This is a genomic window from Dactylosporangium aurantiacum, assembly GCF_000716715.1.
GTDB classification, from domain to species: Bacteria; Actinomycetota; Actinomycetes; order Mycobacteriales; family Micromonosporaceae; genus Dactylosporangium; species Dactylosporangium aurantiacum.
In genome coordinates, this window is the sequence record NZ_JNYJ01000198.1 from 1 (window position 1) to 245 (window position 245).

Below are 245 nucleotides of genomic sequence, written 5' to 3' on the forward strand. Positions count from 1 at the left end.
GCCGGCCCGATCATCGGCCAGGGCAGCAACCGGTGCATCGACGTGCCCAGCTCCAACGCCGTGGACGGCAACCGGCTGCAGATCTGGGACTGCAACGGCACCGGCGCACAGCAGTGGTCGTTCAACTCCGACGGCTCGGTGCGGGCGCTCGGCAAGTGCATGGACGTGTCCGGCGGCTCCACCGCCGACGGCGCGGTCGTGCAGCTGTGGACCTGCAACGGCACCGGCGCCCAGAAGTTCACCCT

General features: G+C 70.2%; 1 protein-coding gene. It reads left to right on the forward strand.

The genetic code is table 11. The features are described from left to right. The coding region (locus tag OP18_RS50890) for a ricin-type beta-trefoil lectin domain protein (RefSeq protein WP_033368077.1) at positions 1 to 245 on the forward strand (245 nt) is incomplete at both ends.